This is a genomic window from Escherichia sp. MAL-1 (assembly GCF_052948035.1).
The window spans coordinates 49,629-75,035 of the sequence record NZ_CM129609.1 but is presented as its reverse complement, the minus strand read 5'-3'; the positions used below and the strand labels follow the sequence as shown (position 1 = coordinate 75,035).

Genomic DNA, 25,407 nt, shown 5'->3' with positions numbered 1-25,407 from the left:
GTTATGCAAAAACGGGCGATTTATCCGGGTACTTTCGATCCCATTACCAATGGTCATATCGATATCGTGACGCGCGCCACGCAAATGTTCGATCACGTTATTCTGGCGATTGCCGCCAGCCCCAGTAAAAAACCGATGTTTACCCTGGAAGAGCGTGTGGAGCTGGCACAGCAGGCAACCGCGCATCTGGGGAACGTGGAAGTGGTCGGGTTTAGTGATTTGATGGCGAACTTCGCCCGTAATCAACACGCTACGGTGCTGATTCGTGGCCTGCGTGCGGTGGCGGATTTTGAATATGAAATGCAGCTGGCGCATATGAATCGCCACTTAATGCCGGAACTGGAAAGTGTGTTTCTGATGCCGTCGAAAGAGTGGTCGTTTATCTCTTCATCGTTGGTGAAAGAGGTGGCGCGCCATCAGGGCGATGTCACCCATTTCCTGCCGGAGAATGTCCATCAGGCGCTGATGGCGAAGTTAGCGTAGCGTTTATGCCGGATGGTATGCCATCCGGCGCGCATGAATTACTTCTGGCACTGCCGACAATAAAACGTTGCCCGCTGCGCATGTTTAGTCGCCACAATCGGCGTACCGCACACCCGACACGGCTCGCCTTTTCGCCCGTAAACCTGCAATTCCTGCGCGAAATAGCCCGGTTTACCATCACTTTGCAGAAAATCTTTCAGAGTTGTACCACCCTGCTCAATCGAACGCAGCAACACCGCTTTAATCACCCGAGCCAGCAATTCGCACTCCGCCAGCGACAGTGATGACGCCAGCCGATCCGGATGGATCCCCGCCGCAAACAGAGATTCGCTGGCATAGATATTCCCTACGCCTACCACCAGCTTGTTATCCATCAGCCACGGTTTGATCGCCGTTTTTTTCTTCGCGCACTTCTGATGCAGGTACTCACCGTTGAAATCGTCGCTAAGCGGCTCCGGTCCAAGATGGGCCAGCACATTATGCCCTTCCAGCTCTTTGGTCCACAGCCAGGCACCAAAGCGGCGCGGATCGGTGTAGCGCAGCACTTTGCCGTTGTTCATCACCAAATCCACATGGTCATGCTTTTCAGGGGGAAGTTCTTCTGGAAGGATGCGCAGGCTGCCAGACATCCCTAAATGAATGATAATCCAGCCCTCAGGCAGCTCCAGCAGCAGATATTTAGCCCGCCGCTGCACGCTAAGCACTGGTTGGTCGCTTAAACGGTAGATCTCTTCTGAAACCGGCCAGCGCAAGCGTCCGTTGCGCACCACTGCATGAAGAATGGTTGCACCAACGAGATGCGGTTCTATGCCGCGGCGGCTGGTTTCAACTTCGGGTAATTCAGGCATAGCATCTCCAGGAATGAACAGATGCAGTCAATATGGGGGCAAGCAGATAACAAAAAACCCCGCCGGAGCGAGGTTTTTTGTTACATCAAAGCGAGAATTATTTGATTTTCGCTTCTTTGTAGATCACGTGCTGGCGAACAACTGGATCGAATTTTTTCAGTTCCAGTTTTTCCGGCTTAGTACGTTTGTTCTTCGTAGTGGTATAGAAGTGACCAGTACCAGCAGAAGAAACCAGCTTGATTTTCTCACGAATACCTTTAGCCATGATTTATTTCCTCTAAGTACTTAGTACTTTTCGCCACGGGCACGCAGTTCAGCCAGAACTGTATCGATGCCTTTTTTATCGATTACACGCATACCTTTAGCAGATACGCGCAGGGTGACAAAACGCTTCTCGCTCTCAACCCAGAAACGGTGAGAGTGCAGGTTCGGCAGGAAACGGCGTTTAGTCGCGTTCAGTGCGTGGGAACGGTTGTTACCGGTCACCGGACGCTTGCCAGTAACTTGGCAGACTCGGGACATGTCTATTCTCCAAAAATCAAATTAGCTCGAGCTTCGTATGGGGTATTGGCGCCTCGTCAGGCTTTACAGCCCGGTCATCGCAGTTCTATGTGAACTCTCGATTGCCAGGCCCAAATGCCAAACCCGAGATTCTCAAAGGTGGCGTAGTATACGCTGACTCAGCGATGTGCTCAAGTCCCGAACAGACAAAGATCCCGAAGGATCGCGCATAGCGGGTTAAATCCAGCCGCGTTCGGCAAAAGAAACATACTCTCCACGCCCAATCACGATATGGTCGAGCACGCGTAAATCCATGAACTGACAACTCTTTATTATCCGTTCAGTAATGAGTTTATCCGCTTTACTGGGTTCAGCACAACCCGAAGGGTGATTATGTGCAAGGATCAGCGCCGAGGCGTTTATTTTTATCGCTTCGCGGATAATTTCCCGAGGATGGACTTCAACATGGTTTAGCGTGCCGGAAAAAAGACGGCTATGCGTTATAACCCGGTGTTGTGAGTCGAGAAAGATCACCATAAAGATCTCCCGCTCCTCACCCGTGAGCTGGCTTTGTAAAAATTCCCGCGTCATCTCCGGGCTGAGTAAAGGGCTTTCTTCACGCATCCGCACGTTGTAGTAACGCCGCGCCAGTTCAGCAATCCCCTTTAACTGGGCAAATTTCGCTACGCCAATTCCATGAACGCCACTAAATTGTTCATATTCAGAGGTTAACAAGCCATAAAGAGAGCCGAAATTCTCCAGCATCTCTTTTGCCAGGGTTAATACATCTTTACCGCGCGTTCCGGTACGCAGAAATAACGCCAGCAGCTCGACATCCGTTAAGGCGCTAATACCAAACTTCAGCATTTTTTCGCGCGGCATCAACAGCTGTGCATTGTTTTTCACCTTCACCTCCTTTGTGGTGCTCGCATCCTGTCATAGCCGTTCCGTTAAATCGACGGCCAGTTTTCAATCCTGGAAAGCGCCTCGCAAAGTGAATCTCAGGTGAAGGCACGACAACAAAAGTATTGTGATAAAATCGCCAACTTCTGGTGTCACCCTACAGGAAAAATCAACATGAGCCTGGCCGGTAAAAAAATCGTTCTCGGCGTTAGCGGCGGTATTGCTGCCTATAAAACCCCTGAACTGGTGCGTCGTTTGCGCGATCGCGGGGCCGACGTCCGCGTAGCCATGACCGAAGCGGCAAAAGCCTTTATCACCCCACTTAGCTTGCAGGCGGTTTCTGGTTATCCCGTTTCCGACAGTTTGCTGGACCCGGCAGCCGAAGCCGCTATGGGCCATATTGAGCTGGGTAAATGGGCTGATTTAGTGATTCTCGCCCCTGCCACGGCAGATTTGATTGCCCGTGTTGCTGCCGGAATGGCGAATGACCTGGTATCGACGATTTGTCTGGCTACACCTGCGCCTGTAGCCGTGCTCCCCGCCATGAACCAGCAGATGTACCGTGCCGCTGCCACGCAGCATAATTTAGAGGTGCTTGCTTCCCGTGGTTTGCTCATCTGGGGGCCAGACAGTGGCAGTCAGGCTTGTGGTGATATCGGTCCTGGGCGAATGCTCGATCCGTTAACCATTGTGGATATGGCGGTGGCGCATTTTTCGCCCGTCAACGACCTGAAACATCTGAACATTATGATTACCGCCGGTCCGACGCGTGAACCGCTCGATCCGGTGCGTTATATCTCTAATCACAGCTCCGGCAAGATGGGTTTTGCTATCGCCGCCGCCGCTGCCCGTCGTGGCGCGAACGTCACGCTGGTATCAGGTCCAGTTTCACTACCGACGCCACCGTTTGTTAAACGTGTTGATGTGATGACCGCGCTGGAAATGGAAGCCGCCGTGAATGCTTCTGTACAGCAGCAAAATATTTTTATCGGTTGCGCCGCCGTGGCGGATTATCGCGCAGCTACCGTGGCCCCAGAAAAAATCAAAAAGCAGGCCACGCAGGGTGATGAATTAACAATAAAAATGGTTAAAAACCCCGATATCGTCGCAGGCGTTGCCGCACTAAAAGACCATCGACCCTACGTCGTTGGATTTGCCGCCGAAACAAATAATGTGGAAGAATACGCCCGGCAAAAACGTATCCGTAAAAACCTTGATCTGATCTGCGCGAACGATGTTTCCCAGCCAACTCAAGGATTTAACAGCGACAACAACGCATTACACCTTTTCTGGCAGGACGGAGATAAAGTCTTACCGCTTGAGCGCAAAGAGCTCCTTGGCCAATTATTACTCGACGAGATCGTGACCCGTTATGATGAAAAAAATCGACGTTAAGATTCTGGACCCGCGCGTTGGGAAGGAATTTCCGCTCCCGACTTATGCCACCTCTGGCTCTGCCGGACTTGACCTGCGTGCCTGTCTCGACGACGCCGTAGAACTGGCTCCGGGTGACACTACGCTGGTTCCGACCGGGCTGGCGATTCATATTGCCGATCCTTCACTGGCGGCAATGATGCTGCCGCGCTCCGGATTGGGACATAAGCACGGTATCGTGCTTGGTAACCTGGTAGGATTGATCGATTCTGACTATCAGGGCCAGTTGATGATTTCCGTTTGGAACCGTGGTCAGGACAGCTTCACCATTCAACCTGGCGAACGCATCGCCCAGATGATTTTTGTTCCGGTAGTACAGGCTGAATTTAATCTGGTGGAAGATTTCGACGCCACCGACCGCGGTGAAGGCGGCTTTGGTCACTCTGGTCGTCAGTAACACATACGCATCCGAATAACGTCATAACATAGCCGCAAACATTTCGTTTGCGGTCATAGCGTGGGTGCCGCCTGGCAAGTGCTTATTTTCAGGGGTATTTTGTAACATGGCAGAAAAACAAACTGCGAAAAGGAACCGTCGCGAGGAAATACTTCAGTCTCTGGCGCTGATGCTGGAATCCAGCGATGGAAGCCAACGTATCACGACGGCAAAACTGGCCGCCTCTGTCGGCGTTTCCGAAGCGGCACTGTATCGCCACTTCCCCAGTAAGACCCGCATGTTCGATAGCCTGATTGAGTTTATCGAAGATAGCCTGATTACTCGCATCAACCTGATTCTGAAAGATGAGAAAGACACCACAGCGCGCCTGCGTCTGATTGTGTTGCTGCTTCTCGGTTTTGGTGAGCGTAATCCTGGCCTGACCCGCATCCTCACTGGTCATGCGCTGATGTTTGAACAGGATCGCCTGCAAGGGCGTATCAACCAGCTGTTCGAGCGTATTGAAGCGCAGCTGCGTCAGGTATTGCGTGAAAAGAGAATGCGTGAGGGTGAAGGTTACACCACCGATGAAACCCTGCTGGCAAGCCAGATCCTGGCCTTCTGTGAAGGTATGCTGTCACGTTTTGTCCGCAGCGAATTTAAATACCGCCCGACGGATGATTTTGACGCCCGCTGGCCGCTAATTGCCGCGCAGTTGCAGTAATATGACGCCGGATGACTTTTCATCCGGCGAGTTTCTTTAAACGCCAAACTCTTCGCGATAGGCCTTAACCGCCGCCAGATGTTCCGCCATTTCCGGCTTCTCTTCCAGATAGGCAATCAGATCTTTCAGGGTGATGATAGAGATCACTTTGCAGTTGTAATCACGCTCAACTTCCTGAATCGCCGAAATCTCGCCGCGCCCCCGTTCCTGACGATCAAGCGAAATCAATACACCAGCAAGCGTCGCGCCATTAGCCTGAATAATCTCCATCGATTCGCGAATCGCCGTTCCGGCGGTGATCACATCATCTACCAGCATTACGCGTCCTTGTAACGCGCTACCAACCAGATTGCCGCCTTCACCGTGGTCTTTTGCCTCTTTGCGGTTAAAGCAGTACGGCAGGTCAAGGTCATGATGCTCCGCCAGCGCCACGGCGGTAGTGGTCGCAATCGGGATCCCTTTGTAAGCAGGGCCAAACAGCAGATCGAACTCAATGCCAGAATCCACCAATGCTTCAGCGTAAAAACGGCCTAACAGTGCCAGGTCGCGCCCGGTATTAAACAGCCCGGCGTTGAAGAAATAGGGGCTTTTGCGCCCGGATTTCAGCGTAAACTCGCCAAACTTTAACACCTGCTTGCTAAGCGCAAATTCAATAAACTGGCGCTGATATGGTTTCATGCCTTCGCTCCTCATCTTACTTTTCTACAGACAAAAAAAAGGCGACTCATCAGTCGCCTTAAAAATCAGTTTGCCAGCGCCGCCTTCTGCGTCGCTACAATGGATTCGATTCCCCCTCGGGCCAGCGCCAACAAGGTGAGTAGCTCTTCATGGGTGAACGGCTCGCCTTCTGCCGTCCCCTGCACTTCAATGATGCGCCCGTCTTCGGTCATCACTACGTTCATGTCGGTCTCTGCGGCTGAGTCTTCAACGTATTCCAGATCGCAAATTGCTTCACCGTTTACAATACCGACAGAAACTGCGGCTACCATCCCTTTCATCGGGTTGGTTTTCAGCTTGCCGTTTTCCACCAGCTTCTGTAGCGCATCTGCCAGCGCCACGCAGGCACCCGTAATCGACGCGGTACGCGTGCCACCATCAGCCTGAAGCACGTCGCAGTCCAGCGTAATGGTGAACTCACCCAGCGCTTTCAAATCTACTGCCGCGCGAAGAGCACGGGCGATCAGACGCTGGATTTCCATTGTGCGTCCACCCTGCTTACCTTTCGCCGCTTCACGAGCGTTACGGGTGTGGGTAGAACGTGGCAGCATGCCGTACTCTGCGGTGATCCAGCCCTGGCCCTGACCTTTCAGGAAGCGCGGCACGCCTTCTTCAATAGAGGCGGTACACAACACTTTGGTATCGCCAAATTCGACCAGCACCGAGCCTTCTGCATGTTTTGTATAGTTACGAGTCAGGGTAACGGGACGCACCTGATTATTGCTACGGCCTGCTGGACGCATATTGAAATCTCCGGCTTGAAACAAATGTGGCTGCGCATTATACGGACTTCCGGCGGTTATTCCTATCCTGACAAGGCATCGATGGCTATAATCCTTCCACCTCTCCTTTTATAAACAGGAACGTCTATGATCCGCAGTATGACCGCCTACGCCCGGCGTGAAATCAAGGGTGAATGGGGGAGCGCAACCTGGGAAATGCGCTCGGTAAACCAGCGTTATCTGGAAACTTACTTTCGTCTGCCGGAGCAGTTCCGTAGCCTTGAACCTGTCGTTCGCGAGCGTATTCGTTCTCGCCTGACGCGCGGTAAAGTGGAATGTACCCTGCGCTATGAGCCAGATGTTAGCGCACAAGGTGAGCTGATCCTCAATGAAAAACTGGCTAAACAGCTGGTAACTGCCGCGAACTGGGTAAAAATGCAGAGTGACGAAGGGGAAATCAACCCGGTTGATATTCTGCGCTGGCCGGGCGTGATGGCAGCCCAGGAGCAGGATCTCGACGCCATTGCCGCTGAAATTCTCGCGGCGCTGGATGGTACGCTGGACGACTTTATTGTCGCGCGCGAAACCGAAGGTCAGGCACTGAAAGCATTGATCGAGCAGCGTCTGGAAGGCGTCACCGCCGAAGTGGTCAAAGTCCGCGCCCATATGCCGGAAATCCTGCAATGGCAGCGTGAGCGTCTGGTCGCGAAGCTGGAAGATGCTCAGGTTCAGTTGGAAAACAACCGTCTGGAGCAGGAGTTGGTTCTGCTGGCACAACGAATTGACGTTGCCGAAGAACTGGACCGCCTGGAAGCGCATGTCAAAGAGACCTACAACATTCTGAAGAAAAAAGAAGCCGTTGGTCGTCGTCTGGACTTTATGATGCAGGAATTCAACCGCGAGTCGAACACTCTTGCGTCGAAATCTATCAATGCCGAAGTGACAAACTCCGCCATCGAGCTGAAAGTGTTGATTGAGCAGATGCGCGAGCAGATTCAGAATATTGAGTAACTCGTAACACTAATTCTTACTTTTCAGCCTTCACAAATGCCGCCCACTCAAACAGAGCGGCATTTTTCTTCCCCGCAACTTCAATTCTGTTTTGCGTGCCTGCTCCAGATTTTGCGATGTTTTTTTGCCCAGCACACTGAGAACGTGAGATACTCACAACTGTATATAAATACAGTTACAGATTTACTTTCTTTGCAATCGATATCACATGGAGTGGGCAATGAACGAACATCATCAACCTTTTGAAGAAATACGGCATTATGGCACTGAAGGGCAAGAATTTTGGTCAGCTAGAGAATTGGCACCGTTACTGGATTATCGGGACTGGCGCAATTTTCAAAAGGTACTGGCCCGCGCGACTCAAGCGTGCGAAGCCAGCAATCAAGCTGCATCTGACCATTTCGTTGAAACCACCAAAATGGTTGTATTAGGTTCAGGGGCTCAACGAGAACTTGAAGATGTTCATCTCTCCCGCTATGCCTGTTACCTGGTAGTACAAAACGGCGACCCTGCGAAACCGGTTATTGCGGCAGGGCAAACTTATTTTGCTATCCAGACCCGACGGCAGGAGCTGGCTGACGATGAAGCTTTCAGGCAACTTCGTGAAGACGAAAAGCGTCTTTTTCTGAGAAATGAATTGAAAGAACATAACAAACAATTGGTTGAGGCAGCGCAGCAAGCTGGGGGAGCGACAGCTATCGATTTCGCCATATTTCAGAATCATGGTTACCGGGGGCTGTATGGTGGATTAGATCAGAAAGCTATTCATCAGCGGAAGGGGCTGAAAAAGAATCAGAAGATCCTGGATCATATGGGTTCAACAGAACTGGCGGCTAATCTCTTTCGAGCTACCCAAACAGAAGAAAAACTCAAGCGGGATGGCGTGAATTCAAAACAGCAAGCAAACACCACACACTTTGACGTGGGTCGCAAGGTGAGGCAAACCATTCAGGAACTTGGCGGAACCATGCCTGAGGAGTTGCCGACCCCGCAGGTCAGCATCAAGCAGTTGGAAAACAGTGTAAAAATTACAGAGAAGAAATAGCAGAAACTAAAAACTCTTTTTGTTGATTGAGACACCCGATGCGTAAGCCAAGGTCCAGGTGCAGTGAACACAATGGCTAAATATTGCACCTTTCTTTTCCCCCCTCAGTTTTAACCTATTTTTTCTTATGCATTTTCTCAGACAAGAAGTCAGAAGAATGCATCTCTGCTACAGAAAATAGCGATTTCACATAACTACAAGTTATCAATTTCCCCTCACCTTAAAAAATCTCAATCGTGACAATGCGCACAAATCGCTACCCTGCCAGACAGATTTTTAGGGAGAGAACCATGCTGTTACACATTTTGTATTTGGTTGGCATTACTGCCGAAGCCATGACGGGGGCGCTGGCGGCCGGACGACGGCGCATGGATACATTTGGCGTAATTATTATTGCGACCGCCACCGCAATTGGCGGAGGGTCAGTGCGCGATATTCTGCTGGGCCACTATCCGCTCGGCTGGGTCAAACACCCGGAATATGTGATTATCGTCGCTACCGCCGCAGTACTCACCACTATCGTTGCTCCTGTAATGCCTTACCTGCGCAAAGTGTTTCTGGTGCTCGATGCGCTCGGACTGGTGGTCTTTTCTATCATCGGGGCACAGGTTGCACTGGATATGGGGCACGGCCCAATTATTGCCGTTGTCGCGGCGGTAACCACCGGCGTGTTTGGCGGCGTTTTGCGCGATATGTTCTGTAAACGCATCCCACTGGTATTCCAGAAAGAGTTGTATGCCGGTGTCTCATTTGCCTCCGCCGTGCTGTACATCGCGCTGCAACACTATGTTTCTAATCATGATGTGGTAATTATCTCCACCCTGGTATTCGGCTTTTTTGCCCGCTTACTGGCGCTACGCCTTAAGCTGGGATTACCGGTCTTTTACTACAGCCACGAAGGACACTAAGGTTCAAAACCTGTGATCTGCTGGGCAGCCAGCCAACTGCCCAGCTTCTTGATTTGCGCATTTTCCTTCCATTCAATAACCTGTCTGGCGCGCCCCGATCCAGTGCCCGGCAGCTGCTGCCAGAACTGCTCCGTGCTAAATAAAAGTTGCGACCAGGACCGTTCATCACTGGCATTAAGCGCCGCCCGGGTTAGCGGTATTCCCATTGCCATCACCCAGCGAGTAAAAGGCTGCTTACGAGCCAGATTAAACTGATGCCATAGCTGCGCACTTTTACTTTTCGCGATCCCCGGCGTGTTCTGTAATTGCTCTGGCGTTAATAAAAGCCAGGAAAAGATATGCTCAAAGCGATGAGTCTGATGCAGCGCGCGCCAGCCGGCCTCACCAATGCCATCCAGCCCAAGAACCTGTTTTGCCCCCAGCCAGACTAAGCGTGAAATGAACTGTTCCTGACAAACATCAGAAGCAAAGTAGCAGGTCAACGAGTTAAAGCGGTTTTCTGGCGGTGTCGGTTTTGTACGTTCTGCACCGCGCCACACCACATCATCAATGCGAGGAATACCCTGACCGGCAAGGCTGACGAGAATCTGATCACCAGGCGCAATATCCCACTCCTGCCAGCGCCTGACGGAACCAATATTCACCCGCTGGACTTTTTTATCATCCAGCATGACAGGTGCGAGTGACGCAACCACCGATATTTTACCGCTCTTACCCACCGCAAACTGAATTGCCTTCACTTCGGCAACCTGAGCTACAGGTTGATATTTCCAGGCCACCAGCCACTCTGCCTGGCCCGGTAGCCAATGGCGGGATTCTGGCTCTTTCGCCGCTCGTACAACTACGCCATCGGTGACGAAGGGTAATTCCGCTTTCCACCACTCATTGCGTACGCGCGCAACTTCATCAGCATTTTTCACCGCACGGGTATACGTCTGCGTTAGAGTAAAACCTGCGGTAGCCAGCTCTTTTAAACGATCAGACATTAACTGCGGTCCATCCGGCCATGCCCAGACAAAAACGCCCAGAGAATTCAGCGTGTCGCTATCGTCCTGGCGCATCATCAAGCCAGCAACTTTTGCGCGGGCATTTATTCCCCCCATTTGTTGTTGGATATGCCCCTCGCGCTGGAGAAATATTTCCCCCTGAAGCGTACTGTTGGCTAAAGGCCCGCTAACGGTTTGCGGCACAGCGGAAATTAAGCTAACTTTCTGCGTCCAGTCCTCGCCTTTCAGGCCATTACCGCGACTGATTGCTTTGTTCAGTTTCCCGTCCCGATAAACCAGGGTTACCGCAACGCCATCAACTTTTGGCTGCACCCAAAGATCGCTACGTTCTCGCATCCACAGACTTAATGCGTTTTTATCCACCATTTTGCGTACACCCGTATGGGCAACCGGATGCATAACCGCACCATTTAAAGGCGGCATCATCACGTCGCGGGGCTCGCTCCCAAAGCAGCGTTGCCACTGCGTAAGACGGGCGCTTAACTGATCGTAAACACCGTCTTCCACCTCACTTTTTCCTTCCTTCCAGTAGTCATCGTCCCACTGTTTTATTTGCTGTTGCAGGCGGGAAATTTCTTCCTGTGCTCTGGCTGGCGACCAGGCCGGACAGACCGCCCACACAGATGATTGCCAGCACAAGATACTTATTAATATCGCCATCCATACTTTCATCATCACCTCCGCTGTAGGTAGTCAGGCAGATATACAACGTGATGAAAGCAAAGCCGAGTGGCAAAAACGGAGTCTGCGAGGACGCTTCCTGAAAATCGTCTTTATTGCAGTGAATGACAGGCAAATGCGGAAGCAGCTACGCAAAACGCAACAACTTTGCGCAAAAAGTGTGAGCAAGGGCTACGTCACATGGCCGCGCCGTGTATAATAAGCTCGTATGTAGGCTTTATTTCGCTAATCACATACGAAAGATACTCATGGCTCAAGGCACGCTTTATATTGTTTCTGCCCCCAGTGGCGCGGGTAAATCCAGCCTGATTCAGGCTTTATTAAAAACCCAACCGTTGTATGACACCCAGGTTTCTGTTTCACACACCACACGCCAACCGCGTCCTGGTGAAGTCCACGGTGAACATTATTTCTTTGTTAATCATGATGAATTTAAAGAAATGATTAGCAGAGATGCGTTCCTCGAACACGCAGAAGTTTTTGGTAATTACTATGGCACTTCGCGTGAGGCCATTGAGCAAGTACTGGCGACCGGTGTCGATGTTTTTCTCGATATCGACTGGCAGGGCGCGCAGCAAATTCGCCAGAAGATGCCGCACGCGCGGAGTATCTTTATTTTACCGCCGTCTAAAATTGAACTGGACCGCCGTCTACGCGGTCGCGGTCAGGACAGCGAAGAGGTCATTGCAAAGCGTATGGCGCAAGCTGTTGCAGAAATGAGCCATTACGCCGAATATGATTACCTGATTGTGAATGATGACTTCGATACCGCGTTGACCGATTTGAAGACCATTATTCGCGCCGAACGTCTGCGCATGAGCCGCCAAAAGCAGCGTCATGACGCTTTAATCAGCAAATTGTTGGCAGACTGAACCTGATTTCAGTATCATGCCCAGTCATTTCTTCACCTGTGGAGCTTTTTAAGTATGGCACGCGTAACTGTTCAGGACGCTGTAGAGAAAATTGGTAACCGTTTTGACCTGGTACTGGTCGCCGCGCGTCGCGCTCGTCAGATGCAGGTAGGCGGAAAGGATCCGCTGGTACCGGAAGAAAACGATAAAACCACTGTAATCGCGCTACGCGAAATCGAAGAAGGTCTGATCAACAACCAGATCCTCGACGTTCGCGAACGCCAGGAACAGCAAGAGCAGGAAGCCGCTGAATTACAAGCCGTTACCGCTATTGCTGAAGGTCGTCGTTAATCACAAAGCGGGTCGCCCTTGTATCTGTTTGAAAGCCTGAATCAACTGATTCAAACCTACCTGCCGGAAGACCAAATCAAGCGTCTGCGGCAGGCGTATCTCGTTGCACGTGATGCTCACGAGGGGCAAACACGTTCAAGCGGTGAACCCTATATCACGCACCCGGTAGCGGTTGCCTGCATTCTGGCCGAGATGAAACTCGACTATGAAACGCTGATGGCGGCGCTGCTGCATGACGTGATTGAAGATACTCCCGCCACCTACCAGGATATGGAACAGCTTTTTGGTAAAAGCGTCGCCGAGCTGGTAGAGGGGGTGTCGAAACTTGATAAACTCAAGTTCCGCGATAAGAAAGAGGCGCAGGCCGAAAACTTTCGCAAGATGATTATGGCGATGGTGCAGGATATCCGCGTCATCCTCATCAAACTTGCCGACCGTACCCACAACATGCGCACGCTGGGCTCACTTCGCCCGGACAAACGTCGCCGCATCGCCCGTGAAACTCTCGAAATTTACAGCCCGCTGGCGCACCGTTTAGGTATCCACCACATTAAAACCGAACTCGAAGAGCTGGGTTTTGAGGCGCTGTATCCCAATCGTTACCGCGTAATTAAAGAAGTGGTGAAAGCCGCGCGCGGCAACCGTAAAGAGATGATCCAAAAAATCCTCTCTGAAATCGAAGGGCGTTTGCAGGAAGCGGGAATACCGTGCCGCGTCAGTGGTCGCGAAAAGCATCTTTATTCGATTTACTGCAAAATGGTGCTCAAAGAGCAGCGTTTTCACTCAATCATGGACATCTACGCTTTCCGCGTGATCGTCAATGATTCTGACACCTGTTATCGCGTGCTGGGCCAGATGCACAGCCTGTACAAGCCGCGTCCGGGCCGCGTGAAAGACTATATCGCCATTCCAAAAGCGAACGGCTATCAGTCGTTGCACACCTCGATGATTGGCCCGCACGGCGTGCCGGTTGAGGTCCAGATCCGTACCGAAGATATGGATCAGATGGCGGAGATGGGTGTTGCCGCGCACTGGGCTTATAAAGAGCACGGCGAAACCAGTACTACCGCACAAATCCGCGCCCAGCGCTGGATGCAAAGCCTGCTGGAGCTGCAACAGAGCGCCGGTAGTTCGTTTGAATTTATCGAGAGCGTTAAATCCGATCTCTTCCCGGATGAGATTTACGTTTTCACACCGGAAGGGCGCATTGTCGAGCTGCCTGCCGGTGCAACGCCCGTCGACTTCGCTTATGCAGTGCATACCGATATCGGTCATGCCTGCGTGGGCGCACGCGTTGACCGCCAGCCTTACCCGCTGTCGCAGCCGCTTACCAGCGGTCAAACCGTTGAAATCATTACCGCTCCGGGCGCTCGCCCGAATGCCGCTTGGCTGAACTTTGTCGTTAGCTCGAAAGCGCGCGCCAAAATTCGTCAGTTGCTGAAAAACCTCAAGCGTGATGATTCTGTAAGCCTGGGCCGTCGTCTGCTCAACCATGCTTTGGGTGGTAGCCGTAAGCTGAATGAAATCCCGCAGGAAAATATTCAGCGCGAGCTGGATCGCATGAAGCTGGCAACGCTTGACGATCTGCTGGCAGAAATCGGACTTGGTAACGCAATGAGCGTGGTGGTCGCGAAAAATCTGCAACATGGGGACGCCTCCATTCCACCGGCAACCCAAAGCCACGGACATCTGCCCATTAAAGGTGCCGATGGCGTGCTGATCACCTTTGCGAAATGCTGCCGCCCTATTCCTGGCGACCCGATTATCGCCCACGTCAGCCCCGGTAAAGGTCTGGTGATCCACCATGAATCCTGCCGTAATATCCGTGGCTACCAGAAAGAGCCAGAGAAGTTTATGGCTGTGGAATGGGATAAAGAGACGGCGCAGGAGTTCATCACCGAAATCAAGGTGGAGATGTTCAATCATCAGGGTGCGCTGGCAAACCTGACGGCGGCAATTAACACCACGACTTCGAATATTCAAAGTTTGAATACGGAAGAGAAAGATGGTCGCGTCTACAGCGCCTTTATTCGTCTGACCGCTCGTGACCGTGTGCATCTGGCGAATATCATGCGCAAAATCCGCGTGATGCCAGACGTGATTAAAGTCACCCGAAACCGAAATTAATGTTTTATGAACCCAACACGTTATGCACGCATCTGCGAAATGCTCGCCAGGCGGCAGCCTGATCTGACCGTCTGCATGGAGCAGGTCCACAAACCTCATAACGTTTCTGCGATTATTCGTACCGCAGATGCCGTTGGCGTACATGAAGTTCACGCCGTCTGGCCTGGTAGCCGCATGCGCACCATGGCTTCGGCAGCGGCGGGTAGTAACAGCTGGGTACAGGTGAAAACACACCGCACCATTGGCGATGCCGTCGCTCATCTCAAAGGCCAGGGCATGCAGATTCTGGCAACCCATCTTTCTGATAACGCTGTCGATTTCCGCGAAATTGATTACACTCGCCCGACCTGCATTTTGATGGGACAGGAGAAAACGGGCATCACGCAGGAAGCATTGGCCCTGGCGGATCAGGACATCATCATTCCGATGATCGGCATGGTGCAGTCGCTGAATGTTTCCGTTGCCTCAGCCCTCATTCTTTACGAAGCCCAGCGTCAGCGGCAAAATGCAGGCATGTACCTGCGTGAAAACAGCATGTTGCCGGAAGCAGAGCAACAACGCCTGTTGTTTGAAGGCGGCTATCCGGTGCTGGCGAAAGTCGCAAAACGCAAAGGCCTGCCTTATCCCCACGTCAATCAGCAAGGCGAGATCGAAGCTGATGCCGACTGGTGGGCTACTATGCAGGCTGCAGGGTAAGTGCCATGAAAGGTCGCCTGTTAGATGCTGTCCCACTCAGTTCCCTAACGGGCGTTGGCGCAGCACTTAGTAACAAACTGGCGAAAATCAACCTGCATACCGTGCAGGATCTACTCTTACACCTTCCCCTGCGCTACGAAGATCGCACCCATCTCTACCCCATCGGAGAACTACTGCCGGGCGTTTATGCCACGGTGGAAGGCGAAGTGCTGAACTGCAATATCTCCTTCGGCGGTCGGCGGATGATGACCTGCCAGATCAGCGACGGTTCCGGCATCCTCACCATGCGCTTTTTCAATTTCAGCGCGGCAATGAAAAATAGCCTGGCGGCGGGCCGCCGTGTACTGGCTTATGGCGAAGCAAAGCGCGGTAAATATGGTGCGGAGATGATCCACCCGGAATACCGCGTGCAGGGCGATCTCAGCACGCCAGAATTACAGGAAACGCTCACGCCGGTTTATCCAACAACGGAAGGCGTAAAGCAGGCCACGCTGCGTAAATTAACCGACCAGGCGCTGGATCTGCTCGACACCTGCGCCATTGAAGAACTCCTGCCGCCGGAACTGTCACAAGGAATGATGACGCTACCGGAAGCGTTGCGCACTTTGCACCGCCCGCCACCGACGCTACAGCTTAGCGATCTGGAAACCGGGCAGCATCCGGCGCAACGTCGTCTGATTCTGGAAGAACTGCTGGCGCACAACCTCAGCATGTTAGCCTTACGTGCCGGAGCACAGCGTTTTCATGCCCAGCCGCTGAGCGCCAATGACACGCTGAAAAATAAACTCCTCGCCGCCTTACCGTTCAAGCCAACGGGCGCACAGGCACGCGTAGTGGCGGAGATCGAGCGCGATATGGCGCTGGATGTGCCGATGATGCGTCTGGTGCAGGGCGATGTAGGTTCCGGTAAAACGCTGGTCGCCGCCCTCGCCGCGTTGCGTGCGATTGCCCACGGCAAACAGGTAGCATTGATGGCACCAACCGAATTACTCGCCGAGCAGCACGCCAATAACTTCCGCAACTGGTTTGCACCGCTCGGTATCGAAGTGGGCTGGCTCGCCGGTAAGCAGAAAGGTAAAGCACGGCTGGCACAGCAGGAAGCCATCGCCAGCGGTCAGGTGCAGATGATTGTCGGTACACACGCCATCTTCCAGGAACAGGTGCAGTTTAACGGCCTGGCGCTGGTGATTATCGACGAACAGCATCGTTTTGGCGTGCATCAGCGTCTGGCATTGTGGGAGAAAGGCCAGCAGCAGGGCTTCCATCCGCATCAGTTGATCATGACCGCCACGCCGATCCCCCGCACGCTGGCAATGACTGCGTATGCCGATCTCGATACCTCGGTGATAGATGAGCTGCCGCCAGGCCGCACGCCAGTGACTACGGTCGCTATTCCTGATACCCGCCGTACCGACATCATTGACCGCGTGCACCACGCCTGCATAACTGAAGGTCGTCAGGCATACTGGGTTTGTACGTTGATTGAAGAGTCGGAATTGCTGGAAGCGCAGGCGGCGGAAGCTACCTGGGAAGAGTTGAAACTGGCGCTACCAGAGTTGAACGTTGGCCTGGTACACGGGCGGATGAAACCTGCCGAGAAACAGGCGGTGATGGCGTCGTTTAAACAAGGTGAGCTACACCTGCTGGTTGCCACAACCGTTATTGAAGTCGGCGTTGATGTGCCTAACGCCAGTCTGATGATTATCGAAAACCCGGAGCGTCTGGGTCTGGCGCAGTTACACCAGCTTCGCGGGCGTGTAGGTCGTGGTGCGGTGGCTTCTCACTGCGTGCTGCTCTACAAAACGCCGCTCTCCAAAACCGCGCAAATTCGGCTGCAAGTGCTGCGCGACAGCAACGACGGTTTTGTGATTGCACAGAAAGACTTAGAGATTCGCGGACCGGGTGAACTGTTAGGTACGCGTCAGACGGGTAATGCTGAGTTTAAAGTGGCGGATTTACTGCGCGATCAGGCGATGATCCCGGAAGTTCAGCGCCTGGCGCGACATATTCACGAACGTTACCCACAACAAGCAAAAGCCCTGATAGAACGCTGGATGCCGGAGACGGAACGTTACTCCAACGCATGACCAGACTCATCACAAGACAAGTCACGCAGTAAATCTTCAATCTGGATAGTGAGGATATCCATTGCCTCATACGCATCCTGTGCAATTCGCGCCGCCATTGCGCCTTCCGGTTCACCACGCAGAATTTCAGCCGCTGCCTGTACGCCAGCCACAATCATTTCAGGTGTTAACATTTGGCGAAGAAAAGCGCGATTATCAGAGGACCAGCCATCTTTATGGCCTAATGGATGCCCCCAGCCTATCCATTCTTGCGACCATAACGGATTGGCTTCTATGGGATAAATTAGATGCGCGGCATACTGAATAGCACACACCGCTTTTCCTGGCGTATCCAGCGCCCACCAGCGCGACCAGAGAGAACGAATTAACGGCGCGGCCCCACCCAGAGTATTGAACACCGCCAGCCAGCAAAGAACGTTATTGAAACCACGCTCGTTATCCATACGCTGCAACGCGGTGTCCAGTAAAAATTGCCGTACCTGCTGGCGTTGGGAAGCATTCATCATCTCCTGCCAGAGATAGGGCCGACACAATGCCTTCATTAAGGATTCTTCGAAGTGATCACCATAACCGCCAGCTAAAACGGTTTCATGCCATTGCGCCAGGCAGAGCGGAAACAGATAGCGAAACAACTCTATTTGCATCGGTTCGTTATAAACGAGATTGAGTACATAGTAAGCACTCAAATCCCATTCGCTGATCTGCTGCCACTCTTTAGCCGCCAGCGCCTTGAGTTCGGCATCTGCGTAATCAAATTCCGTTTCCCATACACAGAGCACTGGCGGCTCATCACCAAAAATATGGCGACAGTGTTCACGTAGCGTTTCCGGTTCCTTCCGACGCTTTTTCATTTTTAACCGGCAAAAATCGGCAACATTAAATACAGCTTAATCACCAGCGCATTGACGATATCGATAAAGAACGCACCGACCATCGGCACCACCAAAAACGCCATGTGCGACGGGCCAAAGCGTTCAGTGATCGCCTGCATGTTGGCGATTGCCGTTGGCGTTGCACCGAGGCCAAAACCACAGTGACCCGCAGCCAGCACTGCCGCATCGTAGTTTTTGCCCATCATGCGCCAGGTAACGAAGATGGCATACAACGCCATGAAGATGGTCTGTACCACCAGAATCGCCAGCATCGGCAGCGCCAGCGAAGCCAGCTCCCACAGTTTCAGCCCCATCAGCGCCATCGCCAGGAACAACGACAGGCTTACGTTACCCAGCACGGATACCGCACGCTCAAAGACGCGGTAAAAGCCCATCATTGACAGACCGTTGCTCAGAATCACGCCAACAAACAGTACACAGACGAAGGTCGGCAGTTCAAAAGCAGTGCCAGCCAAAAGTTGCGCAACAATTTTCCCCACCGTCAGGCAGATAGCAATCAGCGCGATAGTTTCAATCAGCACCAGCGAGGTGATCATGCGGCCCACATCCGGCTTTTCAAACGCCGTCGGGACTTCCTGGTCATCCGGAATACCGTTCGGCGTGGTGGAGTGTTTCACCAGATAGCGCGCCACCGGACCGCCAATCAAGCCGCCCAGCACCAGACCGAACGTTGCACAGGCCATCGCCACTTCCGTCGCATTGGTGAAGCCATAACGTTCAATGAACAATTTACTCCACGCAGCGCCCGTACCGTGACCGCCGGAAAGCGTAATAGAACCGGCCAACAGCCCCATCAGCGGATCAAGCCCTAACAGGCTAGCCATACCAATGCCAATGGCATTTTGCATCACCAACAGACCAACAACCACAATCAAGAAGATGCCAACCACACGCCCACCGGCACGCAAACTGGCAATGTTGGCGTTCAGGCCAATGGTGGCGAAGAAAGCCAGCATTAACGGATCGCGCAGGGACATATCAAAGTTGACTTCCCAGCCCATGCTTTTTTTCAGTACTAGTAGCGCCAGCGCCACCAACAAACCACCCGCAACAGGTTCCGGTATGGTGTATTTCTTCAAAAAGGAGACGGAATGGACCAACTTACGCCCGAGCAGCAACGTCAGCGTTGCGGCAACAAGCGTTGCTAAAGTATCGAGATGAAACATAGTTACTCCTTTGTATCCGCATCACTCTTTCATACTCGTCATACTTCATCGCGCAGTGGCAACCTCATGAACTATGACGGGTATCGAGTTATGCTTTCCTGGGTCAAATTCTCAGCTGTTAATGAACAAATGGCATGGATTTTAAGCAGAAAAATACCAAAAGTTATATAAAAAAGTGCATTTATCTCATTTAAATATTTAGATGAGGATGTGGCAAACGTTTGCTTTTCTCTTTCGGTCAGCTAAAATGCCCGCTTTGCTACCACGGGATTGTTTTCGATGTCTGTTTCCACCCTCGAGTCAGAAAATGCGCAACCGGTTGCGCAGACTCAAAACAGCGAACTGATTTACCGTCTTGAAGATCGTCCGCCGCTTCCTCAAACCCTGTTTGCCGCCTGTCAGCATTTGCTGGCGATGTTCGTTGCGGTGATCACGCCAGCGCTATTAATCTGCCAGGCGCTGGGTTTGCCGGCACAAGACACGCAACACATTATTAGTATGTCGCTGTTTGCCTCCGGTGTGGCATCGATTATTCAAATTAAGGCCTGGGGTCCGGTTGGCTCCGGGCTGTTGTCTATTCAGGGCACCAGCTTCAACTTTGTTGCCCCGCTGATTATGGGCGGTACCGCGCTGAAAACCGGTGGTGCTGATGTTCCTACCATGATGGCGGCTTTGTTCGGCACGTTGATGCTGGCAAGTTGCACCGAGATGGTGATCTCCCGCGTTCTGCATCTGGCGCGCCGCATTATTACGCCGCTGGTTTCTGGCGTTGTGGTGATGATTATCGGCCTGTCGCTAATTCAGGTTGGGTTAACGTCCATTGGCGGCGGTTACGCAGCCATGAGCGATAACACCTTCGGCGCACCGAAAAATCTGCTGCTGGCAGGCGTGGTCTTAGCCTTAATTATCCTGCTTAACCGTCAACGTAACCCTTACTTACGCGTGGCCTCACTGGTAATTGCGATGGCGGCCGGATATGCGCTGGCGTGGTTTATGGGCATGTTGCCAGAAAGCAACGAACCGATGACGCAAGAACTGATTATGGTGCCAACGCCGCTCTATTACGGTCTTGGCATTGAATGGAGTCTGCTGCTGCCGCTGATGCTGGTCTTTATGATCACTTCGCTGGAAACCATTGGCGATATCACGGCGACCTCTGACGTTTCCGAACAGCCAGTGTCCGGTCCGCTGTACATGAAACGCCTGAAAGGCGGCGTGCTGGCAAACGGCCTGAACTCGTTTGTTTCGGCGGTGTTTAACACCTTCCCGAACTCCTGCTTCGGGCAAAACAACGGAGTGATCCAGTTGACTGGTGTTGCCAGCCGCTATGTCGGTTTTGTCGTCGCGCTGATGTTGATCGTGCTGGGTCTGTTCCCGGCAGTGAGCGGTTTTGTACAACACATTCCAGAACCGGTTCTGGGCGGCGCAACGCTTGTAATGTTTGGCACCATCGCCGCCTCCGGTGTGCGTATCGTTTCTCGTGAGCCGCTGAACCGTCGGGCGATTCTGATTATCGCGCTGTCGCTGGCGGTTGGTCTGGGCGTGTCTCAGCAGCCGCTGATTTTGCAGTTTGCCCCTGAATGGCTGAAAAACCTGCTCTCCTCCGGGATCGCCGCGGGCGGTATTACTGCCATCGTGCTGAATCTGATTTTCCCACCAGAAAAACAGTAATTCACTGGCGGCGGTAAGATAATTACCGCCGCAGTCTCACCTCTTTAACCATTCCCGCCTTGAGGATTGCGCGTAAATCGTGCATAACTCCCTTATGTGCATTTCACGGGATGGAAGACCATGAAATTTATTGGGAAGCTGCTTCTCTACATTCTCATCGCTCTGTTAGTGGCGATCGCTGGCCTCTATTTTCTTCTGCAAACCCGCTGGGGAGCAGAACATATCAGCGCATGGGTTTCCGAGAATAGCGACTATCATCTGGCCTTCGGGGCGATGGATCACCGTTTTTCCGCGCCATCTCATATCGTGCTGGAGAACGTCACGTTTGGTCGTGATGGCCAGCCCGCGACCCTGGTGGCCAAAAGTGTCGACATTGCGCTAAGCAGTCGGCAACTGACCGAACCACGCCATGTCGATACCATCCTGCTGGAAAACGGGACGCTGAATCTCACCGACCAGACCGCGCCGCTACCGTTCAAAGCCGATCGTCTGCAACTGCGTGATATGGCGTTTAATAGCCCGAATAGCGAATGGAAACTGAGCGCGCAGCGGGTAAATGGCGGCGTAGTTCCGTGGTCACCAAAAGCCGGTAAAGTGCTGGGTACGAAGGCGCAGATTCAGTTTAGTGCCGGATCGCTTTCGCTCAATGATGTTCCTGCCACCAATGTACTGATTGAAGGCAGTATTGATAACGATCGCGTTACGCTGACTAACCTGGGTGCCGACATCGCCCGCGGGACATTAACCGGAAACGCGCAGCGTAACGCCGACGGCAGCTGGCAAGTGGAAAACCTGCGCATGGCGGATATACGTCTACAAAGCGAAAAATCGCTAACCGACTTCTTTGCGCCATTACGCTCTGTCCCGTCGTTGCAGATTGGTCGCCTGGAAGTGATCGATGCTCGTTTGCAAGGTCCGGACTGGGCGGTGACCGACCTCGATCTCAGCTTGCGCAACATGACCTTCAGTAAAGATGACTGGCAGACACAGGAAGGCAAACTGTCGATGAACGCTAGCGAGTTCATTTATGGTTCGCTGCATTTATTTGACCCGATTATAAACACGGAATTTTCCCCGCAGGGCGTAGCGCTGCGCCAGTTCACCAGCCGCTGGGAAGGGGGTATGGTCAGAACGTCAGGGAACTGGCTGCGTGACGGGAAAACGTTGATCCTTGATGATGCGGCAATTGCCGGGCTGGAATATACCTTGCCGAAAAACTGGCAACAGTTGTGGATGGAAACGACACCCGGTTGGTTAAACAGCCTGCAACTGAAGAGATTTAGCGCCAGCCGCAATCTGATCATTGATATCGACCCTGACTTCCCGTGGCAGCTCACCGCGCTCGATGGTTACGGTGCCAACCTGACGCTGGTTACCGATCATAAATGGGGCGTCTGGAGTGGCTCGGCGAATCTGAATGCCGCCGCCGCGACATTCAATCGTGTTGATGTTCGTCGCCCGTCGCTGGCGCTGACCGCCAACAGCAGCACGGTGAATATCAGCGAACTGAGTGCATTTACTGAAAAAGGCATTCTGGAAGCCACCGCCAGTGTTTCACAAACGCCACAACGTCAGACACATATCAGCCTGAATGGACGCGGTGTGCCGGTGAATATTTTGCAACAGTGGGGATGGCCTAAATTACCGTTGACTGGCGACGGCAATATTCAGCTTACCGCCAGTGGCGATATTCAGGCCAATGTCCCGTTGAAACCTACGGTTAGCGGGCAATTGCATGCCGTGAACGCCGCAAAGCAGCAAGTGACTCAAACCATGAATGCTGGCATCGTTTCCAGCGGTGAAGTTACATCGACGGAGCCGGTGCGGTAAACATCAATCTCGCCGGGTACGACTCAGACGTACCCGGCATTCCATCAATAGATTACAACGTAATTGTCAGCGCATTCCCTTGAGGCTTCACCACCAGCCCCTGCTCACTTTCAGCCTGCGAACCGTCTTGCAGACCATTTACTTTCACAACATTGCGCAGGCACAGTGTCCAGTTCTTCGCCTCGCCCGCACCAGTCACAGTAATCGTGTTGCCAGTACGTGCTGCTTTTAAAGTAAAGATCACCGATCCGTCAGCAGCGGGCACTTCACAGACGGCTTCATGCCCGTCTTGCAGATTAAAGAGGTGGAATGCCGTGCCTTCGTGCCACACGTAATCGGGACGTTGATCGTTGTTGCCCAGCGCCAGTAGAGTGTTATCACGCACATAAACGGGCAGACTCAGGAAGCCGTGCTGCTGTTTATGCCAGCGACTACCGTCGAGTTCATCGTTGTGCCACAGGTGTGTCCAGCGACCTTCCGGCAGGTAGAACTGCACATCGCCCGCTTCAGTGAACACCGGCGCAACCATCACGTTGTCGCCTAACATGTATTGACGGTCAAGGTAATCACAAGCCGGATCGTCCGGGAACTCCATCATCATGGCCCGCATCATCGGCGTACCCCGCGCGTTCGCACGCGCAGCTTCACGATACAGATACGGCATCATGCGGCATTTCAGTTGCGTGAAGAAGCGCACCACATCACAGGACTCATCATCGTAGGCCCACGGCACACGATAAGATTTGCTACCGTGCAAACGGCTATGGCTGGAGAGCAAACCAAACGCGCACCAGCGTTTGTAAACGTGCGCCGGAGCGGTATTTTCAAAGCCGCCGATATCGTGGCTCCAGAAGCCAAAACCTGAAAGGCCAATAGACAAACCACCGCGCAGGCTTTCCGCCATTGATTCGTAGTTAGCGTAACAATCGCCACCCCAGTGTACCGGGAATTTCTGCGCACCGACGGAGGCCGAGCGGGCAAACAAGACAGCTTCTTCCTCACCAACGGTGTCCTTGAGCACGTTCCACACCAGTTCGTTGTAGATGTACGCATAATGGTTATGCATTTTCTGCGGATCGGAACCGTCAAACCACTGAACATCAGTTGGGATACGTTCGCCAAAGTCGGTCTTAAAGCAATCAACGCCCATCGCGACCAGACCTTTCAGTTTGTCGGCGTACCATTTGCAGGCATCCGGATTGGTAAAGTCATAAATCGCCAGACCTGGCTGCCATTTATCCCACTGCCATAGCGAACCGTCCGGGCGTTTGAGTAAATAGCCTTTCTCTTGTAACTCTTTAAAGACGGGGGATTTTTGACCGATATAGGGGTTAATCCAGACGCAGATTTTCAGCCCTTTCGCTTTCAGGCGGCGGATCATCCCTTCCGGGTCAGGGAAAGTCAGCGGGTCCCACTCAAAATCGCACCACTGGAAGGCTTTCATCCAGAAACAGTCAAAGTGGAAAACATGCAGCGGCAGATTGCGTTCCGCCATACCATCGATAAAGCTGTTTACCGTCGCTTCGTCGTAGTTGGTGGTAAATGAAGTGGTTAGCCACAGGCCGAAGGACCACGCGGGCGGCAGCGCCGGACGACCAGTAAAGCGGGTATAACGATCAAGTACCGCTTTCGGCGTCGGGCCGTCGATAACAAAGTATTCGAGATATTCACTCTCAACGCTGAACTGCACTTTGGAGACTTTCTCCGATCCCACTTCAAAAGAGACACACTGGGGATGATTGACCAGTACCCCATAACCACGGTTAGTCATGTAGAACGGGATATTTTTATACGCCTGTTCAGTACTTGTGCCGCCGTCCCGGTTCCAGGTCTCTACCGTCTGGCCATTGCGCACCAGGGCAGTAAAGCGCTCTCCCAGACCGTAAACTGTTTCGCCAACGCCAAGATCAAGCCGCTCAAACATATAATTGCGTTGATTATTCGTGTCCTGCACGTAGCCATTATTTTTCACCTGACTACCGGTAATACGTTCGCCGTTGCGCAGAAAATCCAGTGACCAGAACTCACCTTTGCTGACACGCGCGCTTAAGTTGCCACTTTTAAACTCAGCATAACGTTCTGTGTTTTCGATTGTGACCTTCACGTCCTGCAAAATATTGAGCGGGTAATGAGGACCGTTATTCAGCGCCCCCTGAAAATGCTCAATCCGCACACCGACAATACCTTCCTGTGGGGAGAAAAAGCGCAGCGTAAATAAAGGCGTGTCAAGCTGCCAGGTACGTTCACGTACATCACGGGGGGCAGCATAGACCACCATTTCATTATCCTGCTGTTCAACCTCGAACACCTGAAGCGGGTGAATCAAATTGAGGCCAGGTTGAATCAACCAGTTTCCATCGCTAATTTTCATTGCC

The 25,407-nt window shown here is 52.6% G+C and carries 24 protein-coding genes; 14 read left to right on the top strand and 10 right to left on the bottom strand.

The genetic code is table 11. The features are described 5' to 3' along the window. Positions 1-3: 3 nt before the first annotated feature. Positions 4-483 carry a pantetheine-phosphate adenylyltransferase gene (gene coaD, locus ACU8XX_RS00365; RefSeq protein WP_001171873.1) on the top strand — a complete coding sequence of 160 codons (480 nt, stop codon included), beginning with the start codon at positions 4-6 and terminating at the stop codon, positions 481-483. A 38-nt stretch (positions 484-521) separates the two neighbouring features. Here coaD and mutM read toward each other — a convergent pair whose 3' ends face one another. The 4 genes from mutM to radC all read right to left on the bottom strand — a co-directional run bounded on the left by mutM (position 522) and on the right by radC (position 2,738). Then, the gene (mutM, locus tag ACU8XX_RS00360; RefSeq protein ID WP_001114529.1) at positions 522-1,331 is read right to left on the bottom strand and encodes a bifunctional DNA-formamidopyrimidine glycosylase/DNA-(apurinic or apyrimidinic site) lyase; all 810 of its coding nucleotides are present in this window, start codon (positions 1,329-1,331) and stop codon (positions 522-524) included. A 97-nt stretch (positions 1,332-1,428) separates the two neighbouring features. Then, a complete protein-coding gene (rpmG, locus tag ACU8XX_RS00355; protein WP_001051798.1) occupies positions 1,429-1,596 on the bottom strand; it encodes a 50S ribosomal protein L33 in 168 nt (55 codons plus the stop codon). Between the two features lie 20 nt (positions 1,597-1,616). Then, positions 1,617-1,853 carry a 50S ribosomal protein L28 gene (gene rpmB / locus ACU8XX_RS00350; protein WP_000091955.1) on the bottom strand — a complete coding sequence of 79 codons (237 nt, stop codon included), beginning with the start codon at positions 1,851-1,853 and terminating at the stop codon, positions 1,617-1,619. Positions 1,854-2,069: 216 nt separating this feature from the next. Beyond that, the gene (radC, locus tag ACU8XX_RS00345; protein WP_001297375.1) at positions 2,070-2,738 is read right to left on the bottom strand and encodes a RadC family protein; all 669 of its coding nucleotides are present in this window, start codon (positions 2,736-2,738) and stop codon (positions 2,070-2,072) included. Positions 2,739-2,909: 171 nt separating this feature from the next. On the opposite strand from radC, the gene coaBC reads away from it, so the two are divergent. The 3 genes from coaBC (at position 2,910) to slmA (ending at position 5,269) form a co-directional block, all read left to right on the top strand. Further along, positions 2,910-4,130, top strand: a complete 1,221-nt coding sequence (gene coaBC / locus ACU8XX_RS00340; protein WP_000050139.1) for a bifunctional phosphopantothenoylcysteine decarboxylase/phosphopantothenate--cysteine ligase CoaBC — start codon at positions 2,910-2,912, stop codon at positions 4,128-4,130. Further along, positions 4,108-4,566: a dUTP diphosphatase gene (dut, locus tag ACU8XX_RS00335; RefSeq protein ID WP_000976070.1), complete on the top strand. Its 459-nt coding sequence runs from the start codon at positions 4,108-4,110 to the stop codon at positions 4,564-4,566. Before coaBC ends, dut begins: the two co-directional genes overlap by 23 nt. A 106-nt stretch (positions 4,567-4,672) precedes the next feature. Further along, entirely contained in the window at positions 4,673-5,269 is a 597-nt protein-coding gene (gene slmA / locus ACU8XX_RS00330) for a nucleoid occlusion factor SlmA (protein ID WP_000818601.1), read from the top strand. A gap of 36 nt (positions 5,270-5,305) precedes the next feature. Here the strand turns inward: slmA and pyrE are convergent, their stop codons facing one another. Together pyrE and rph are read right to left on the bottom strand one after the other, a co-directional pair. Then, positions 5,306-5,947, bottom strand: a complete 642-nt coding sequence (pyrE, locus tag ACU8XX_RS00325; RefSeq protein WP_000806177.1) for an orotate phosphoribosyltransferase — start codon at positions 5,945-5,947, stop codon at positions 5,306-5,308. A 65-nt stretch (positions 5,948-6,012) separates the two neighbouring features. After that, the gene (rph, locus tag ACU8XX_RS00320) at positions 6,013-6,729 is read right to left on the bottom strand and encodes a ribonuclease PH (protein WP_001247089.1); all 717 of its coding nucleotides are present in this window, start codon (positions 6,727-6,729) and stop codon (positions 6,013-6,015) included. A 126-nt stretch (positions 6,730-6,855) separates the two neighbouring features. Between rph and ACU8XX_RS00315 the strand changes: the two genes are divergently transcribed. The 3 genes from ACU8XX_RS00315 to ACU8XX_RS00305 all read left to right on the top strand — a co-directional run bounded on the left by ACU8XX_RS00315 (position 6,856) and on the right by ACU8XX_RS00305 (position 9,672). Continuing rightward, positions 6,856-7,719: a YicC/YloC family endoribonuclease gene (locus tag ACU8XX_RS00315; protein WP_000621336.1), complete on the top strand. Its 864-nt coding sequence runs from the start codon at positions 6,856-6,858 to the stop codon at positions 7,717-7,719. 220 nt (positions 7,720-7,939) lie between these two features. Next, positions 7,940-8,764 carry a DNA damage-inducible protein D gene (dinD, locus tag ACU8XX_RS00310; protein WP_001300958.1) on the top strand — a complete coding sequence of 275 codons (825 nt, stop codon included), beginning with the start codon at positions 7,940-7,942 and terminating at the stop codon, positions 8,762-8,764. Between the two features lie 290 nt (positions 8,765-9,054). Continuing rightward, positions 9,055-9,672 carry a trimeric intracellular cation channel family protein gene (locus tag ACU8XX_RS00305; protein ID WP_000924289.1) on the top strand — a complete coding sequence of 206 codons (618 nt, stop codon included), beginning with the start codon at positions 9,055-9,057 and terminating at the stop codon, positions 9,670-9,672. Here ACU8XX_RS00305 and ligB read toward each other — a convergent pair. Continuing rightward, positions 9,669-11,351 carry an NAD-dependent DNA ligase LigB gene (ligB, locus tag ACU8XX_RS00300; RefSeq protein WP_000870047.1) on the bottom strand — a complete coding sequence of 561 codons (1,683 nt, stop codon included), beginning with the start codon at positions 11,349-11,351 and terminating at the stop codon, positions 9,669-9,671. The genes ACU8XX_RS00305 and ligB overlap by 4 nt on opposite strands. 257 nt (positions 11,352-11,608) lie before the next feature. Between ligB and gmk the strand changes: the two genes are divergently transcribed. Genes gmk through recG form a run of 5 tightly spaced genes read left to right on the top strand, consistent with a single transcriptional unit; the run spans position 11,609 to position 17,472 of the window. After that, entirely contained in the window at positions 11,609-12,232 is a 624-nt protein-coding gene (gene gmk, locus ACU8XX_RS00295; protein WP_001295237.1) for a guanylate kinase, read from the top strand. Between the two features lie 54 nt (positions 12,233-12,286). Then, on the top strand, positions 12,287-12,562 hold the full coding sequence (rpoZ, locus tag ACU8XX_RS00290) for a DNA-directed RNA polymerase subunit omega (RefSeq protein ID WP_000135058.1): 276 nt from the start codon (positions 12,287-12,289) through the stop codon (positions 12,560-12,562). Between the two features lie 18 nt (positions 12,563-12,580). Further along, positions 12,581-14,689 carry a bifunctional GTP diphosphokinase/guanosine-3',5'-bis pyrophosphate 3'-pyrophosphohydrolase gene (spoT, locus tag ACU8XX_RS00285; RefSeq protein ID WP_000280488.1) on the top strand — a complete coding sequence of 703 codons (2,109 nt, stop codon included), beginning with the start codon at positions 12,581-12,583 and terminating at the stop codon, positions 14,687-14,689. 6 nt (positions 14,690-14,695) lie between these two features. Next, on the top strand, positions 14,696-15,385 hold the full coding sequence (trmH, locus tag ACU8XX_RS00280; RefSeq protein WP_001070177.1) for a tRNA (guanosine(18)-2'-O)-methyltransferase TrmH: 690 nt from the start codon (positions 14,696-14,698) through the stop codon (positions 15,383-15,385). 5 nt (positions 15,386-15,390) lie between these two features. Then, positions 15,391-17,472 carry an ATP-dependent DNA helicase RecG gene (gene recG, locus ACU8XX_RS00275; protein ID WP_000678419.1) on the top strand — a complete coding sequence of 694 codons (2,082 nt, stop codon included), beginning with the start codon at positions 15,391-15,393 and terminating at the stop codon, positions 17,470-17,472. Here recG and ACU8XX_RS00270 read toward each other — a convergent pair. Both ACU8XX_RS00270 and gltS read right to left on the bottom strand, forming a co-directional pair. Next, positions 17,457-18,323: a hypothetical protein gene (locus ACU8XX_RS00270; RefSeq protein ID WP_000747329.1), complete on the bottom strand. Its 867-nt coding sequence runs from the start codon at positions 18,321-18,323 to the stop codon at positions 17,457-17,459. The genes recG and ACU8XX_RS00270 overlap by 16 nt on opposite strands. Positions 18,324-18,325: 2 nt before the next feature. Beyond that, entirely contained in the window at positions 18,326-19,531 is a 1,206-nt protein-coding gene (gltS, locus tag ACU8XX_RS00265; protein WP_000468836.1) for a sodium/glutamate symporter, read from the bottom strand. Positions 19,532-19,810: 279 nt separating this feature from the next. On the opposite strand from gltS, the gene xanP reads away from it, so the two are divergent. Then, a complete protein-coding gene (gene xanP / locus ACU8XX_RS00260; RefSeq protein WP_001295238.1) occupies positions 19,811-21,202 on the top strand; it encodes a xanthine/proton symporter XanP in 1,392 nt (463 codons plus the stop codon). A 120-nt stretch (positions 21,203-21,322) separates the two neighbouring features. Continuing rightward, complete coding sequence (locus tag ACU8XX_RS00255) at positions 21,323-23,032, top strand: AsmA family protein (protein ID WP_001338683.1); 1,710 nt, start codon at positions 21,323-21,325, stop codon at positions 23,030-23,032. A gap of 52 nt (positions 23,033-23,084) precedes the next feature. Here ACU8XX_RS00255 and yicI read toward each other — a convergent pair whose 3' ends face one another. Further along, entirely contained in the window at positions 23,085-25,403 is a 2,319-nt protein-coding gene (gene yicI, locus ACU8XX_RS00250) for an alpha-xylosidase (RefSeq protein ID WP_000702898.1), read from the bottom strand. Positions 25,404-25,407 lie beyond the last annotated feature (4 nt).

Excerpts from the sequence above, each read along its gene's own strand:
- ACU8XX_RS00270 (WP_000747329.1), bottom strand. The coding sequence starts at position 18,323 with ATGAAAAAGCGTCGGAAGGAACCGGAAACGCTACGTGAACACTGTCGC.
- ACU8XX_RS00315 (WP_000621336.1), top strand. The coding sequence starts at position 6,856 with ATGATCCGCAGTATGACCGCCTACGCCCGGCGTGAAATCAAGGGTGAA.
- rpmG (WP_001051798.1), bottom strand. The coding sequence starts at position 1,596 with ATGGCTAAAGGTATTCGTGAGAAAATCAAGCTGGTTTCTTCTGCTGGT.
- trmH (WP_001070177.1), top strand. The coding sequence starts at position 14,696 with ATGAACCCAACACGTTATGCACGCATCTGCGAAATGCTCGCCAGGCGG.
- coaBC (WP_000050139.1), top strand. The coding sequence starts at position 2,910 with ATGAGCCTGGCCGGTAAAAAAATCGTTCTCGGCGTTAGCGGCGGTATT.
- recG (WP_000678419.1), top strand. The coding sequence starts at position 15,391 with ATGAAAGGTCGCCTGTTAGATGCTGTCCCACTCAGTTCCCTAACGGGC.
- slmA (WP_000818601.1), top strand. The coding sequence starts at position 4,673 with ATGGCAGAAAAACAAACTGCGAAAAGGAACCGTCGCGAGGAAATACTT.
- dinD (WP_001300958.1), top strand. The coding sequence starts at position 7,940 with ATGAACGAACATCATCAACCTTTTGAAGAAATACGGCATTATGGCACT.
- ACU8XX_RS00305 (WP_000924289.1), top strand. The coding sequence starts at position 9,055 with ATGCTGTTACACATTTTGTATTTGGTTGGCATTACTGCCGAAGCCATG.
- mutM (WP_001114529.1), bottom strand. The coding sequence starts at position 1,331 with ATGCCTGAATTACCCGAAGTTGAAACCAGCCGCCGCGGCATAGAACCG.
- pyrE (WP_000806177.1), bottom strand. The coding sequence starts at position 5,947 with ATGAAACCATATCAGCGCCAGTTTATTGAATTTGCGCTTAGCAAGCAG.
- dut (WP_000976070.1), top strand. The coding sequence starts at position 4,108 with ATGATGAAAAAAATCGACGTTAAGATTCTGGACCCGCGCGTTGGGAAG.
- gmk (WP_001295237.1), top strand. The coding sequence starts at position 11,609 with ATGGCTCAAGGCACGCTTTATATTGTTTCTGCCCCCAGTGGCGCGGGT.
- rpoZ (WP_000135058.1), top strand. The coding sequence starts at position 12,287 with ATGGCACGCGTAACTGTTCAGGACGCTGTAGAGAAAATTGGTAACCGT.
- gltS (WP_000468836.1), bottom strand. The coding sequence starts at position 19,531 with ATGTTTCATCTCGATACTTTAGCAACGCTTGTTGCCGCAACGCTGACG.
- rph (WP_001247089.1), bottom strand. The coding sequence starts at position 6,729 with ATGCGTCCAGCAGGCCGTAGCAATAATCAGGTGCGTCCCGTTACCCTG.
- yicI (WP_000702898.1), bottom strand. The coding sequence starts at position 25,403 with ATGAAAATTAGCGATGGAAACTGGTTGATTCAACCTGGCCTCAATTTG.
- ACU8XX_RS00255 (WP_001338683.1), top strand. The coding sequence starts at position 21,323 with ATGAAATTTATTGGGAAGCTGCTTCTCTACATTCTCATCGCTCTGTTA.
- ligB (WP_000870047.1), bottom strand. The coding sequence starts at position 11,351 with ATGAAAGTATGGATGGCGATATTAATAAGTATCTTGTGCTGGCAATCA.
- xanP (WP_001295238.1), top strand. The coding sequence starts at position 19,811 with ATGTCTGTTTCCACCCTCGAGTCAGAAAATGCGCAACCGGTTGCGCAG.
- coaD (WP_001171873.1), top strand. The coding sequence starts at position 4 with ATGCAAAAACGGGCGATTTATCCGGGTACTTTCGATCCCATTACCAAT.
- rpmB (WP_000091955.1), bottom strand. The coding sequence starts at position 1,853 with ATGTCCCGAGTCTGCCAAGTTACTGGCAAGCGTCCGGTGACCGGTAAC.